14 protein-coding genes are annotated in these 12252 nt (G+C 69.9%); 7 read left to right on the top strand and 7 right to left on the bottom strand.

The annotated features are described in order from the left end of the window. Window positions 1–3: 3 nt before the first annotated feature. Both ACWDGI_RS02820 and mca read right to left on the bottom strand, forming a co-directional pair. The gene (locus ACWDGI_RS02820; protein ID WP_450754650.1) at window positions 4–243 is read right to left on the bottom strand and encodes a hypothetical protein; all 240 of its coding nucleotides are present in this window, start codon (window positions 241–243) and stop codon (window positions 4–6) included. Beyond that, complete coding sequence (gene mca, locus ACWDGI_RS02815) at window positions 236–1117, bottom strand: mycothiol conjugate amidase Mca (protein ID WP_450754648.1); 882 nt, start codon at window positions 1115–1117, stop codon at window positions 236–238. The genes ACWDGI_RS02820 and mca overlap by 8 nt, the downstream gene beginning before the upstream one ends. Window positions 1118–1254: 137 nt before the next feature. Here mca and ACWDGI_RS02810 point away from each other — a divergent pair, with 137 nt between their 5' ends. Both ACWDGI_RS02810 and greA read left to right on the top strand, forming a co-directional pair. Beyond that, window positions 1255–1653, top strand: a complete 399-nt coding sequence (locus ACWDGI_RS02810) for a DUF4307 domain-containing protein (RefSeq protein ID WP_450754646.1) — start codon at window positions 1255–1257, stop codon at window positions 1651–1653. A 169-nt stretch (window positions 1654–1822) separates the two neighbouring features. Continuing rightward, window positions 1823–2323, top strand: coding sequence for a transcription elongation factor GreA (gene greA / locus ACWDGI_RS02805; RefSeq protein ID WP_351741496.1), 501 nt, complete (start codon window positions 1823–1825; stop codon window positions 2321–2323). A gap of 78 nt (window positions 2324–2401) precedes the next feature. Here the strand turns inward: greA and ACWDGI_RS02800 are convergent, their stop codons facing one another. The 3 genes from ACWDGI_RS02800 to ilvA form a co-directional block, all read right to left on the bottom strand. Then, window positions 2402–3181, bottom strand: coding sequence for an ABC transporter permease (locus ACWDGI_RS02800; protein WP_450755280.1), 780 nt, complete (start codon window positions 3179–3181; stop codon window positions 2402–2404). 68 nt (window positions 3182–3249) lie between these two features. After that, complete coding sequence (locus ACWDGI_RS02795; protein WP_450754644.1) at window positions 3250–4263, bottom strand: ATP-binding cassette domain-containing protein; 1014 nt, start codon at window positions 4261–4263, stop codon at window positions 3250–3252. Between the two features lie 212 nt (window positions 4264–4475). Further along, window positions 4476–5705 (bottom strand): threonine ammonia-lyase, encoded by a 1230-nt coding sequence (ilvA, locus tag ACWDGI_RS02790; RefSeq protein ID WP_450754642.1) that lies wholly within the window; start codon window positions 5703–5705, stop codon window positions 4476–4478. 161 nt (window positions 5706–5866) lie between these two features. On the opposite strand from ilvA, the gene ACWDGI_RS02785 reads away from it, so the two are divergent. The 3 genes from ACWDGI_RS02785 (at window position 5867) to ACWDGI_RS02775 (ending at window position 7401) form a co-directional block, all read left to right on the top strand. After that, the gene (locus ACWDGI_RS02785) at window positions 5867–6367 is read left to right on the top strand and encodes a MarR family winged helix-turn-helix transcriptional regulator (protein WP_450755278.1); all 501 of its coding nucleotides are present in this window, start codon (window positions 5867–5869) and stop codon (window positions 6365–6367) included. Window positions 6368–6649: 282 nt separating this feature from the next. Continuing rightward, window positions 6650–7156, top strand: coding sequence for a sigma factor-like helix-turn-helix DNA-binding protein (locus tag ACWDGI_RS02780; protein ID WP_450754640.1), 507 nt, complete (start codon window positions 6650–6652; stop codon window positions 7154–7156). Beyond that, a complete protein-coding gene (locus tag ACWDGI_RS02775) occupies window positions 7153–7401 on the top strand; it encodes a hypothetical protein (protein WP_450754639.1) in 249 nt (82 codons plus the stop codon). The genes ACWDGI_RS02780 and ACWDGI_RS02775 overlap by 4 nt, the downstream gene beginning before the upstream one ends. A 7-nt stretch (window positions 7402–7408) precedes the next feature. Here the strand turns inward: ACWDGI_RS02775 and ACWDGI_RS02770 are convergent, their stop codons facing one another. Next, window positions 7409–8563 (bottom strand): cystathionine gamma-synthase, encoded by a 1155-nt coding sequence (locus tag ACWDGI_RS02770; protein ID WP_450754637.1) that lies wholly within the window; start codon window positions 8561–8563, stop codon window positions 7409–7411. A gap of 189 nt (window positions 8564–8752) precedes the next feature. Between ACWDGI_RS02770 and ACWDGI_RS02765 the strand changes: the two genes are divergently transcribed. Beyond that, window positions 8753–9871 carry a hypothetical protein gene (locus tag ACWDGI_RS02765; RefSeq protein WP_450754635.1) on the top strand — a complete coding sequence of 373 codons (1119 nt, stop codon included), beginning with the start codon at window positions 8753–8755 and terminating at the stop codon, window positions 9869–9871. 268 nt (window positions 9872–10139) lie between these two features. On the opposite strand, the gene ACWDGI_RS02760 is transcribed toward ACWDGI_RS02765, so the two are convergent. Next, window positions 10140–10733, bottom strand: a complete 594-nt coding sequence (locus ACWDGI_RS02760) for a DUF4291 domain-containing protein (RefSeq protein WP_450754633.1) — start codon at window positions 10731–10733, stop codon at window positions 10140–10142. A 652-nt stretch (window positions 10734–11385) separates the two neighbouring features. Here ACWDGI_RS02760 and ACWDGI_RS02755 point away from each other — a divergent pair. Continuing rightward, window positions 11386–12027 (top strand): hypothetical protein, encoded by a 642-nt coding sequence (locus ACWDGI_RS02755; RefSeq protein WP_450754631.1) that lies wholly within the window; start codon window positions 11386–11388, stop codon window positions 12025–12027. Window positions 12028–12252: the final 225 nt, after the last annotated feature.

Below are 12252 nucleotides of genomic sequence, written 5' to 3'. Positions count from 1 at the left end.
CGGTCAGACCTTGGGGTCGGCCGCGGGAGTCCCCGAGTCCGCCTTGGCGTCCGGGGACTCCTTGAAGTCGACCTTCTGCATGTGCTTGCTCATGGACTTCATCAGGCCCCAGACCGCCACGGCCATCACCGCGAAGACGATGAAGCCGAGGACCCCGGGGGTGACCTTGTTCTCGTCGACCTCCTTGGCGAGGGGGACGAGATGCGTCAGTGCCAGACTTGCGCTTGCGCTCATGTCAGGCATTGTCGCGGATGCCCGCAAAGAGATCGTCCTCGGGGAGGGAGGTATCGACGAACGACTTCGCGAGCTCGTACTCCTCGGTCGGCCAGACCTCCTTCTGGAGGTCCATCGGGACCTTGAACCAGCCGCCGTCGGGGTCGATCTGCGTGGCGTGGGCGATCAGCGCCTTGTCGCGGATCTCGAAGAAGTCCGCGCACGGGATGTGCGTGGTCAGGGTGCGCTCGGTGCGCTCGACCTCGTTCCACCGCTTCAGCCAGTCCCCGTACGGCGACTCCATGCCGCGCGCCAGCAGCGCGTTGTGCAGCGCCTCGGTGCGGGGGCGGTTGAAGCCCTGGTTGTAGTAGAGCTTCTGCGCCTGGTGGACGGGGCCGAACTCGCTCTCGGGGTACTTCTCGGGGTCGGCCGCGCCCTCGAAGGCCACCATCGAGATCTTGTGGGTCATGATGTGGTCGGGGTGCGGGTAGCCGCCGTTCTCGTCGTAGGTGGTGATCACCTGCGGGCGGAACGCGCGGATCCTGCGGACGAGCTCGCCGGCCGCCTTGTCGACGTCCTCCAGGGCGAAGCAGCCCTCGGGGAGCGGCGGCAGCGGGTCGCCCTCGGGCAGGCCGGAGTCGACGAAGCCGAGCCAGTCCTGCTTGACGCCGAGGATCTCGCGGGCCTCGTCCATCTCCTTCTTGCGTACCTCGTGGATGTGCTCCTCGATGTACTTGTCGCCCTGCAGCTTGGGGTTGAGGATGGAGCCGCGCTCCCCGCCCGTGCAGGTCACCACCAGCACGTCCACCCCCTCGGACACGTACTTCGCCATGGTGGCCGCGCCCTTGCTCGACTCGTCGTCGGGGTGGGCGTGCACGGCCATCAGTCGCAGCTGGTCAGTCAAGACTCATCCTCAGTAAGTCGGCGCCCCGGTGTCTTCGGGTGCGATCGGCGCTTCTATAGTGACCGAATCGGGGGGCGAATAATTCCGGGGTCCGGGTCTTGCCGGGTCCGGGAGGGGTTCTTGCCGGGAGGACGATCATGAGTACCGCGAGTACGCGGCTGCCCGAGGGCCGCTACGGCCGCTCCTCGGACGAGGTCGCCGACCGCAGGCTCAAGATCACCGGCGCCGTCCTGGGTGCCGTGCTGCTCGCCCTGGTCGGCTACTTCGCCTACCACTATGTCGTGAAGAGTGAGATCAGCGCCCAGGTGGTCGCCTTCGACGCCTCGGACAGCGCGGTCAAGGTGCATCTGGAGGTCCACAAGGACGCCGGCGCCTCCGGGTACTGCACCCTGCGTTCCCAGGCCGCGGACGGCTCCGAGGTGGGCCGGGCGGACTTCCGCTTCACCGGTTCCGCCACCGAGATCGACCGGGTGCTCACGCTCCGTACGACGGCCCGGGGCACCACGGCGGAGCTGCTCGGCTGCCACGCCGACTGACGTCAGCCATGAATACGTAGGCCCTCACCTGCGTTGACGTAATTCTGATGGCTTATGTCCTCCCCCTTACGCCGTTGAATTGTTAGGCTCGTGGTTTCGCCCTTCCATGGAGGAACATGCTTCTGGGTAGGGCGATGCTTTGTATTCCCAGTACCGACGAGGAGCACCTGTGACCCAGACCAGCGAGAACGTCACCTGGCTGACCCAGGAGGCGTACAACCAGCTCAAGGCCGAGCTGGAGTACCTGTCTGGTCCTGCGCGCACGGAGATCGCCGCCAAGATCGCGGCCGCGCGCGAGGAGGGCGACCTGCGCGAGAACGGCGGGTACCACGCGGCCAAGGAGGAGCAGGGCAAGCAGGAGCTCCGTGTGCGCCAGCTGACCCAGCTTCTGGAGAACGCCAAGGTCGGCGAGGCTCCGACCTCCGCGGACGGCGCCGTCGCGCCCGGCATGGTGGTGACCATCGCCTTCGACGGCGACGAGGACGACACCATGACGTTCCTCCTGGCCTCACGCGAATACGCGAGCGCCGACGTCGAGACCTACTCGCCGCAGTCCCCGCTGGGCACCGGTGTCATCGGACACAAGGTGGGCGAGGACGCGGAGTACGAGCTGCCGAACGGCAAGAAGGCCTCGGTGAAGATCCTCAAGGCCGAGCCCTACTCCGGCTGACGCGAACAGACCTGCCCCCGGCGTCCGTGGGACGCCGGGGGCCTTGTCATGTCACGCGTCGCGTGATCATGGTCCGCTTCACGCGGTGGCCGAGCGGTACTTGCGGACCGCGAGCGTCCGGAAGACCAGGATGATCGCGACCGACCAGATCAGCGAGGCCAGGATCGGGTGCTGCATGGGCCAGGCGTCGGACGCGTTGAAGCCCGGCGGAAGGTTGCCGAACAGCTCGCGGCTGGCCTGGACGGTGGCGCTGAACGGGTTCCACTCCGCGATGTGGCGCAGGAACGTCGGCAGGTGGCTCGCGTCCACGAACGCGTTCGAGATGAACGTCAGCGGAAACAGCCAGATCAGACCACCCGAGGTCGCCGCCTCAGGAGTGCGCACAGACAGGCCGATCAGCGCACCGATCCACGAGAACGCATACCCGAGCAGCAGGAGCAGGCCGAAGCCGGCGAGTACCTTGCCGAGGTTCTCGTGGGCGCGCCAGCCGACGATCAGGGCGACGACCGCCAGCACGACGAGGGTGAGCGCGGTCTGCACGAGGTCGGCGATGGTCCGGCCGGTCAGGACCGCGCCGCGCGCCATGGGCAACGACCGGAAGCGGTCGATCAGGCCCTTGTGCATGTCGTCGGCGATGCCGGCGCCCGCGCCCGCGGTGGCGAAGGTCACCGTCTGCGCGAAGATGCCGGCCATCAGGAACTCGCGGTAGGCCTGGGTGGAGGTGGACGAGCCGACCTGGATCGAGCCGCCGAACACATAGGTGAACAGCACCACGAACATGATCGGCTGGATGAGCCCGAAGATCAGCATCTCGGGGATCCGGGACATCCGGATCAGGTTGCGTTTGGCGACCACCATCGAGTCGCGGAAGGACTGGCTGAGGGCGTTGCCCGGGGCGGCTACCCGCACGGTGTCGCTGGCGGCACTCACTTCACGGTCTCCTTGCGGGTGTCCTTGCGGGTGTCCTTCGGGCCCTGTTCGCCGTTGTCCTCGGTCTTCTCCTCGGCCGTGTGTCCGGTCAGGGACAGGAAGACGTCGTCGAGGGTGGGGCGGCGCAGCGCGATGTCGTCGATCTCGATGCCCCGGGAGTCCAGCTCGCGGATGACCTCGGCGAGCAGCTTGGCGCCGCCGGTGACGGGGACGGTGAGCTTGCGGGTGTGCTCCTCGACGGTGGTCTCGCCCTTGCCGAAGCCGTGCAGCACCTCGGCGGCGGTCGGGATGTGGTCGCGCTCGTGCACCACGACCTCGACGCGCTCGCCGCCGGTGCGGGCCTTGAGCTGGTCGGAGGTGCCCTGCGCGATGACCCGGCCGTGGTCGACGACCGCGATGTCGTGGGCGAGGTGGTCGGCCTCCTCCAGGTACTGGGTGGTGAGCAGCAGCGTCGTACCGCCGGAGACCAGCTGTTTGATGACCTCCCACAGCTGCTGGCGGTTGCGGGGGTCGAGGCCGGTCGTCGGTTCGTCCATGAACATCACGGGCGGCGAGACGACCAGGGCGGCCGCGAGGTCGAGGCGGCGGCGCATGCCTCCGGAGTAGGTCTTGGTGGGGCGGTCGGCGGCGTCGGTGAGGTGGAACTGCTCCAGCAGCTCGACCGCGCGGGCCTTGGCCTGCTTCGCGCCCATCTGGTAGAGACGGCCGACCATCTGCAGGTTCTCGCGGCCGGTCAGGTATTCGTCGACCGCCGCGAACTGTCCGGACAGGCCGATGGAGCGGCGTACCGCGTCCGGCTGCCTGAGCACGTCCAGACCTGCGACGACCGCCTTGCCGCTGTCGGGGCGGAGCAGGGTCGTCAGACAGCGGACGGTCGTCGTCTTGCCGGCGCCGTTCGGCCCGAGCAGTCCGAGGACGGTGCCTTCGGGGACATCGAGGTCGACGCCGTCCAAAGCCCTTACGTCACCGAAGGTCTTCACCAGGCCTTCGGCATAGATGGCGCCTGGCATATGTGTCTCCACGTCGTTGAGGATTCTTCGAGAAAGGCTAGGGATGCGCGCTGCGGGCCGCCTATGGTTTTCGCCGGCGCGAGGCAGCCGGGCGCGGCCGTGGCCACGCGACACACCATAACGCGATGTATCGCGTTCGTCGACAGATTTTCTCGAACGAGTGAATGAACAGGTCCTGACCTGGCCGTTTCCCGCCGGGAGCGGCCGCTCTCTCAGTCGATGACCGTGTACCCGGCCTCGCGCAACGCCTGCCCGAGATCGGTGCAGTGCACCGGACCCTTGGTCTCCAGGTGCAGTTCGACCTCCGCCTCCGAGAGCCCGAGCCGGGGGTCGGTCCGCACGTGACTCACGTCCAGGACGTTGGCGTCGGCCGCCGACAGCACCCCGAGGAGCGTGGCGAGGGCGCCCGGCCGGTCGGTCAGCCGCAGCCGTACGGCCAGGTAGCGGCCCTGCGCCGACATGCCGTGCCGCAGCACCCGCTGCATCAGCACCGGATCGACGTTGCCGCCGGAGAGCACCGCGACGACCGGTCCGGCGAAGGCGCCCGGCTCGGCGAGCAGCGCGGCCACCGGAGCGGCGCCGGCCGGTTCCACGACCAGCTTGGCCCGCTCCAGGCAGAGCAGCAGGGCGGCGGAGAGCTGATCCTCCCCGACCGTACGGACCTCGTCGACCAGTTCCTCGATCAGCGCGAACGGCACGTCGCCGGGCCGTCCGACCTTGATGCCGTCGGCCATCGTCACCGGGTTCCGCACCGAGACCGGGCGCCCGGCCGCCAGTGAGGGCGGATACGCGGCCGCGCCCTCCGCCTGGACACCGACGATCCGCACGTCCGGCCTGACCGCCTTCACCGCGACCGCGATGCCGGCCGCGAGCCCGCCGCCGCCGATACCGACGACGATCGTGCCGGCCTCCGGGCACTGGTCCAGGATCTCCAGGCCGACCGTGCCCTGACCGGCGATGACGTCGGGATGGTCGAAGGGGTGGATGAACACCGCGCCGGTCTCGGCCGCGTACTCCTGGGCGGCGGCCAGCGTCTCGTCGACCACCTGGCCGTGCAGCCGTACCTCCGCGCCGTACTCACGGGTCGCGCTGATCTTGGGCAGCGGGGCGCCGTTGGGCATGAACACCGTGGCGTGCACGCCCAGCAGCGCGGAGGCCAGGGCCACGCCCTGCGCGTGGTTCCCGGCGCTGGCCGCCACGACCCCGGCGGCACGTTGCTCGGGCAGCAGCCCGGCGATCCGCACATAGGCGCCGCGCAGCTTGAACGAACCGGTCCGCTGCAGGTTCTCGCACTTGAGGTGCACCGGCGAGCCGACCAGCTGGGACAGATACCTGCTGCTCTCCATCGCGGTCACCCGCGCCACGCCCGTGAGCATCTTCTGAGCGCCGCGTACGTCGTCGAGGGTGACGGAGCGCAAGGAGTCAGCCGTGCTGTAGCTCATGACTCAAGTCTCGCAGTTCACAGGCCAAAGCCTCGGATGTGACCAAGCTCCGAGACCGGTTTGCGCAGCGCCGGTACGGCTCGCCCCCTGTCCGCGTACTCTGTCCCCCACACCAGCACTCTTCATGAAGTGAGCCTCCGGCCATGCCCACAACACCTGAAATGTCGATGGACATGACGACCGTCGGTGACACCGGCCTCCTCGACACGCTGCAGCACGAGGTGGCGGTGTTCGCCCGCCGTGCCGAACAGACCCGGCTCGGCGGCGTCGGGCAGGTGCGCAACTCCATGGACCGCGCCGCGTACCTGCTGCTCAACCGGCTCGACAAGGAAGGCCCCATGGGGGTCAAGGCGCTCGCCGCGAGCATGGGGATCGACTCCTCCACGGTCACCCGGCAGGTGGCCCCGCTGGTCGACACCGGGCTCGTCAAGCGCACCTCGCACCCCGAGGACGGGCGGGCCGTGGTGCTCCAGCTGTCCCCGCGCGGGCTGTCGCGGCTGGACGAAGTGCGTTCCTCGCGGCGGCAGTTGATGGCGGAGCTGACCCAGGACTGGGAGCCGGAGGAGCGCGAGACGTTCTGTGCGCTGCTCACGCGCTTCAACAGCGCCCTGTCCGCGCGCATGACCATCCAGCCCGGCCCGGACTCGCCGTCGGTGTCCTGAACCCCGGCCGGCACCCGACCGCGTCCTGAGCCATGGCCCGGACCCGCCGTCGGTGCCCTGACCCCAGGCCGGGACCCGACCGCGTCCTGAACCCCGGCCTGGACCCGTCCGGCGTCCTGAGCCATGGCCGGCACCGGCCCGTGGAACATCCGGCGCGCGTGCCTGTCGCCCGGCTCTTGACCGTGGGGGCACCCCTGGCCTCATATGAGACCGGGCCTCCGTCGTATCCGAATCCGTGTCCGGGTCCCGGACGCGGTGGGGCCCCACGGACGGGGAGGCGCGGTGCGTGATCGGCAGGCGTTCCAGGACGCCCGCCGGGCCCGGGAGTTCGAGGCGTTCGTCGCGGGCGCGGCGGGACGGCTGCTGCATGCCGCGACCCTGCTCACCGCGGAGGCCCCGGACGCCAACCCGCGCGCGCGGCGCCTGCTGACCCTCGCGCTCGCGCACACGTACGCGAGCTGGGACCGGCTGCGCGGCGAGGACCCGTACGACCGGGCCCGCCAGCACCTGGCCCTGCGCTTCGCGAACTCCGTCTGGCACCAGTACGGCGGCCCGCTCAGCCGCACCCGCCCGCACCCGCACAGCGCCCTCGCCGTCCTGACGCCCCAGGAACGCCTGATCCTGGTGCTCCGGCTGTACGAGGGGGTCGCCGAGGAGCAGACGGCGGCGCTGCTCGGCCTGCCCACCGACCGCGTGCACGCCATCTGTGACCGGGCCACCGCCACCCTGCTGCACCCGCCCAGGAAGGCGGCACCCACGGTGAGGGGAGCGAAGGTGGCACCGTCGTGAACCGCGCCGAACGCGAGGCCGCCGCCCGGCGGATCATGGACCAGAGACCGCCGCGGGTGCCGCCCGACCTCTACGGCGAGGCGGTGCGCCGGGGCGGCCGCCTGCTGCGCCGCAGACGCGCGGCCCGCCGCCTGCTGTGGCTGATGCTGTGCGCGGCGGCGGTGGCGTTCACCGTCTGGGCGGCACTGGTCCGGCCGTGGGCGCAGCCGCCGTCGACGACGACCCCGCCCATCGTCGGCTGGTGAGCCGGCTCTAGCCCAGCGCCTGCTGCAGGTCCTCCAGCAGGTCGTCGACGTTCTCGATGCCCACGGACAGGCGCACCAGGTCGGCGGGCACCTCCAGCGCGGAACCGGCCGCCGAGGCGTGGGTCATCCGGCCCGGGTGCTCGATCAGCGACTCGACTCCGCCCAGGGACTCACCGAGGGTGAACACCTTGGCGCGGTTGCAGACCTCGACGGCCGCCTCCTCGCCGCCCGTGACCTGGAAGGAGACCATGCCGCCGAAGGCCTTCATCTGCTTGGCGGCGGTCTCGTGACCGGGGTGTTCGGGCAGGCCCGGGTAGAGGACACGCGTCACGCGCGCGTGCCGGCTCAGCATGTCGGCGACCCTGGTGGCGTTCTCGCTGTGCCGGTCCATGCGCACCGCGAGCGTCTTGGTGCCGCGCAGCACCAGCCACGAGTCGAACGGCCCGGCGACCGCGCCCATCGCGTTCTGGTGGTACGCCAGCTCCTCGCCCAGCGCCTGGTCCGACACGATCAGCGCGCCGCCGACCACGTCCGAGTGACCGCCCATGTACTTCGTCAGCGAGTGCACGACGACGTCCGCGCCGAGCGAGAGCGGCTGCTGGAGGTACGGCGTGGCGAAGGTGTTGTCGACGACGAGCCGGGCGCCCGCGTCGTGGGCGACCTGCGCGACCGCCGCGATGTCGGTGATGCCGAGCAGCGGGTTGGACGGGGTCTCCACCCAGACCGCCTTGGTCTTCGGGGTGATCGCGGCACGTACGGCCGACGGGTCGCTGGTGTCGGCGACGGACCACTCCACGCCCCACCGGGAGACGACCTTCGCGAACAGCCGGAACGTGCCGCCGTAGGCGTCGTTCGGGATGACCACGTGGTCGCCGGGGCTGAGCAGGGTGCGCAGCAGGGCGTCCTCGGCCGCCAGCCCGGACGCGAACGCGAGCCCGCGGCGACCGCCCTCCAGCGCGGCGAGGTTCTCTTCCAGGGCGGTCCTGGTGGGGTTGGCGCTACGGCTGTACTCGTAGCCGCCGCGCAGGCCGCCGACGCCGTCCTGCTTGTAGGTCGAGACCTGGTAGATCGGCGGTACGACCGCACCGGTGAGGGGGTCCGCCGTGTTGCCCGCGTGGATGGCGAGCGTCTCGAAGTGCTGACTGATGTGCCTGTCGCTCATAGGTCATGAGCCTAGTGCTCACGTGCCCGCGCACGCGCCCCGGAGGGCGGGGGGCCGTGTCGATGTGCGGCTCCGCCGGGTGGGCGCGACAGGCTCCCACCGGCCCGCGGTCGCGCCCCGCCCCCACGTTGTCCACAGGTCGTGACCACCGGTTGGCCAATTGTCCGCGCCGTCTGGTTCGCTTGACGCATGGCGATTCTCTGGGCCCTGATGGCGCTGCTCCTGCTGAGCTTCGTGCTGCTCCCCGTCCTGCGGCGGCGGCGCGGCATGATCGAGCAGGTCCACCCGAGCCACCCGGACGCCGCAGACCCGGCGGACTACGGCTTCGTGCGCGAGGAGGAGCTGGACATCCGGATGCCGGGACCCGACCAGGACCTGCTCGACGTCCTTGACCTGGTGCAGCGCACCCACGACTACCACGCGGCGGCGCAGCTGCTCGCGGGCACGGAGATCGCCGGCGAGCTGCGCTGGCAGCGGGTGCAGGCCTTCGCCGGAGCGGCGGCGCTGGAGCTCCAGCAGCGGCCGGGCGGGGTCAGCGAGACGCCGGGCGGGCAGTGGCTCCGGGTGTGGCGCGCCGAGCAGCCCAAGGACGCGGGCGCCGCCGCCGTGCACGCGGAGTTCCTGGTCCAGCAGGCGTGGCGGACGTCGACGCCGGGCACGGACGACTTCCGGATCATCATGGAGGAGGCCAGGGACGCCTGCGGACAGGCGGCCCTGCTCTCCCCCGGGGACCCGTTGCCGTACATCGTCGAACTCTCGGTGGCCCGCGGGCTGAACTACTCGCAGACCGAGTTCGAGAAGCTGTGGCTGAAGATCCTGGACCGCGCGCCGACGCACATGGGGGCGCATCTCGCGGCCCTGCACTACTGGTGCGAGAAGTGGCACGGCTCGCGCGCGGTGGCGTACTCCTTCGCCGAGGCGGCCGCCGCGCGCGCCCCGCGGGGCTCGCTGCTGGCCGCGATGCCGCTGTTCGCGGTCTTCGAGCACCTCCCCGAGGTGAACCTGGTGGCGAGCTTCTACCAGAGCGAGGTCGTCACCAAGGCGGTGCACGGCGCCCTGCACGCGGTGCACTCGGCCCGCCAGGACGACCCGATGCTCGCCCACGTCCGGCATCTGCTGGTCTTCTTCCTGGTCCGCTCCGAGCGCTGGGCGGAGGCCATGGGCGAGCTGATACACGTCGACGGGCACGTGGGGGCCCTGCCCTGGACGCTGTCCGCGAACCCGGCCGCCGAGTTCGCCCTCTACCGCGCGCTGGCGGTGGCGGGCTACGAGGCGAACGGCGGAAGCCCGGCGACGCTGCAGAGCTGAGGGCGCGTCGAGGACACGCTGCGGGCGCGCTGCGGGCGTGTCGAGGACGCGTCCTCGACACGGGTGCCGGTTAAGAGAAGGGTCGTGTGTCGGCCGCGGGAAGTGGGGGCCGGCCGCGCGGTTCCCGCGCACCACGGGGCGTGGCACACCAGCCCCGTCCGTACCGAGCGCGGGCGTCCGCTTCCGTACGTTCCCGTTCGTTCTCCGTGTCGTTGTCGGTTCCCCGTTCCGGGGTCCTGTGGGGGGATCTGCCCGATGTGATTGCCGGTCAGGGACGCAGGTGGGCCAGGAGTTCTGCGCCGGCGGGGTATGCCTGCTCCTGCGGGAGCAGTCGGGTGGCTGAGTCCAGCTCGCCGTCCCTGACGAGTGCATGGATCTCGTTGGCGAGCGGAGTCACGTCGCTGATGGACACGATCCACTCGTCCGCGTAACGCGTCGATGCCTCGCCCGCGAGCCCCAGTTGCAGCGAGCGGTGTGGCAGGGGACGCAGGTGCAGATCGCGTTCCGGATCCCACTGGACACGGGCCGGTGAGCGCTTGAGGTCACGCTGCCAGGTGCCGCGGTCGGGATGCGGTCCGCGGACGTAACTGGACAGGCAGGCATGGCGCAGTGCCCAGTCGAAGCCGTCACGGGTGAGCTCGACGGCGAGGACGGTCTCCTGCCCCTCCTTCGTGCCCCAGCCGGAGCGGTACATCATCCACATGAAACTGGGTTTGATCCACGTCATGCGGCCAGGCTTCCACGCTGCCGGAAAACGGCCGTCCCGGATGGCGGGCAGTCCGATCTCAGGGGAGTACGCCTGATAGACGGTGATCGTGGACGCCGTGTGGAGCGCGCGAATCCTGTGGAGCGGTTCTTCCATGGCGTACAGCGTGGGCTCGGTCAGCTCGGGTGACCACCGATTTTCGACCCGTTGCCCGATCCGACGGAGCACGCCGGTCGCAGACGGCAGGCAGTTGCCCGTCGGAGCCAGGTAGCAGGATCCTTGCTGCGATCCTCTTCGTTGCCACGTCTTCCGACGGACGTCACCCGCCCGGTCCGTCCATAGAGTCCATGAGCAAGGCTCGACAGGACATCAAGCCGCGTTCACAGCCCGCAGGAACCCTTGTCCATGCACTGGACCAAGGTCGCCTTCGGGCCGGACTGTCGGGGCGAGGATCATGGTCCCGTGATGAAGTGGACGAAGGAGACGCCCCCGGTCGGGCAGTCCGAGCATGAGTCTGAACTCTCGGCCTACCAGCGGGCGATGCGGAACCGACTTCTCGCGGCCCCGGTGGTGCCCGCACCCGAACCCTGGCGGCCCGTCTTCGAGTACGAGTACGGCGTTCCTGTCGGCGGACTGCTCGGGATCGGCTTCGCCACGGACCCCGGCACCGGCCACGATCTGGTGATGGTCGTCTCCTCGGACGGGCACGGTGCAGCGACCTCTCTCTGTGGACCCGCATTACGGACGACCGTCACACCGATGGCTGAGACATGCCCGAGTTCGGGTCGAGGAGCAGAAGGAGGCGGAGTTGAGCGTCACAGGTGTGTGGATCGTCGGCGCGGTGCCTGAACAGGAGGTACGGAATTTGCTGCGCGCTTCGGTTCAGAACTCGGCGCAGGCACCGGTGCACCGTGACGTGTCCGGGGAGCTGGCTTGGTGGCGAAGCAAGGCGCAGACGTCCATGTTCACTCCGTCTACGAGCTCTCCCGGCAACTGGAGCGCCGACGAGGACGCCTTCCGGCTGAGCGCGTTCTTCGACGCCTGCCACGACGGCTCCGACCAAGCGGAGGAGATGCGTGACACCGTCATGGATCAGTTTCCTCCCGCTGTCGAGGAGGGCTTGTTCGTGGCCACGGCGCGCAAGGCCGACCCGTTCTCCGCGTTGGCTTACGCACTGGGTCCCCATGCGACGCTGCGGCTGCCGGGCCGGTTCGGGGACTTCCTCCTCGATGCCGAGCAGGTCCGCGCTGAGCTGCCCGCGGTCGAGGAGACCCTCGTCCTGACCGGAACCCCACGTCGCGACGCGATCGAGCGAATCCACGCGTGGATGACCGGCTTGGGTGACGACCCCGACCACAACGCGGACGAACTTCTTGACGGCCCGCTCCGCGTTCTACGCCACGCCGCCTCCACGGGCCATGGGGCAGCCGGCCAAGTCCGCTGGTACTGAGGTGGCCGAACACCGCACGTATCCCGGCATGGTGTGCCCGCCGGAGGTGGACGGACACCACGAGACCCTGTGCACAGGCTCCGCTACCTCGCGGGGAAAGGCCTGTTAGCAAGGCTTGACGTGAGTCATCCGGCCGCGTTGACAGACCCTTGCCCGTCGCTGTCGCCGAGGACCGGAGGCGGGCGGACGGGCCCTGCCATGCCGCCCGGTAGCTGCCTCAGGCCG

The sequence above is a fragment of the Streptomyces sp. NPDC001220 genome (genome assembly GCF_053597895.1).
Note: the sequence above shows the minus strand (reverse complement) of the source record. Positions and strands in the feature narration are given on the sequence as shown.

Bases quoted from the DNA above. Each gene is read 5' to 3' on its own strand.
- ACWDGI_RS02770 (WP_450754637.1), bottom strand. From the start codon at position 8,563: ATGAGCGACAGGCACATCAGTCAGCACTTCGAGACGCTCGCCATCCAC.
- ACWDGI_RS02760 (WP_450754633.1), bottom strand. From the start codon at position 10,733: ATGGAAGAACCGCTCCACAGGATTCGCGCGCTCCACACGGCGTCCACG.
- ilvA (WP_450754642.1), bottom strand. From the start codon at position 5,705: ATGAGCTACAGCACGGCTGACTCCTTGCGCTCCGTCACCCTCGACGAC.
- ACWDGI_RS02820 (WP_450754650.1), bottom strand. From the start codon at position 243: ATGCCTGACATGAGCGCAAGCGCAAGTCTGGCACTGACGCATCTCGTC.
- ACWDGI_RS02795 (WP_450754644.1), bottom strand. From the start codon at position 4,263: ATGCCAGGCGCCATCTATGCCGAAGGCCTGGTGAAGACCTTCGGTGAC.
- ACWDGI_RS02765 (WP_450754635.1), top strand. From the start codon at position 8,753: ATGGCGATTCTCTGGGCCCTGATGGCGCTGCTCCTGCTGAGCTTCGTG.
- ACWDGI_RS02810 (WP_450754646.1), top strand. From the start codon at position 1,255: ATGAGTACCGCGAGTACGCGGCTGCCCGAGGGCCGCTACGGCCGCTCC.
- ACWDGI_RS02800 (WP_450755280.1), bottom strand. From the start codon at position 3,181: ATGGTGGTCGCCAAACGCAACCTGATCCGGATGTCCCGGATCCCCGAG.
- ACWDGI_RS02785 (WP_450755278.1), top strand. From the start codon at position 5,867: ATGTCGATGGACATGACGACCGTCGGTGACACCGGCCTCCTCGACACG.